Here is a 320-nt window from a genome sequence, read left to right as displayed (position 1 = left end):
AACACCCAAGTGTCATCTTTCGATGATAGTACAGCTACTATTTCCTCTATTAAAAGAGATACCATAGTAGAAAAAGATACAATTGCACCAATTCAAGTGCCTAAAGAAGAAACTGATGAAGCTACATTAATATCTAATGCACAAGAACATTGTGATTTTGAAGATTTTATTAAGGAAGAGATTGGCTATTTAAATGGCGGTTTTGATAGCAAAGGAAGACTTAATTTAAGGAACATTAATATAAGTTCAATGCTTTCTAAACCATTTATTTCTAATCTTGGGTATTTTCCTTATATTGGGTTTATTGATATAAAGATTAA

General features: G+C 29.7%; 1 pseudogene. It reads left to right on the top strand.

Annotated elements, in window-relative coordinates:
- Positions 1-320, top strand: a pseudogene (locus HMPREF9075_RS13740) (hypothetical protein); the annotation flags it as partial.

It is taken from the genome of Capnocytophaga sp. oral taxon 332 str. F0381 (assembly GCF_000318275.2).
Lineage (GTDB): Bacteria > Bacteroidota > Bacteroidia > Flavobacteriales > Flavobacteriaceae > Capnocytophaga > Capnocytophaga bilenii.
This window is presented reverse-complemented; position numbering and strand designations above follow the sequence as displayed.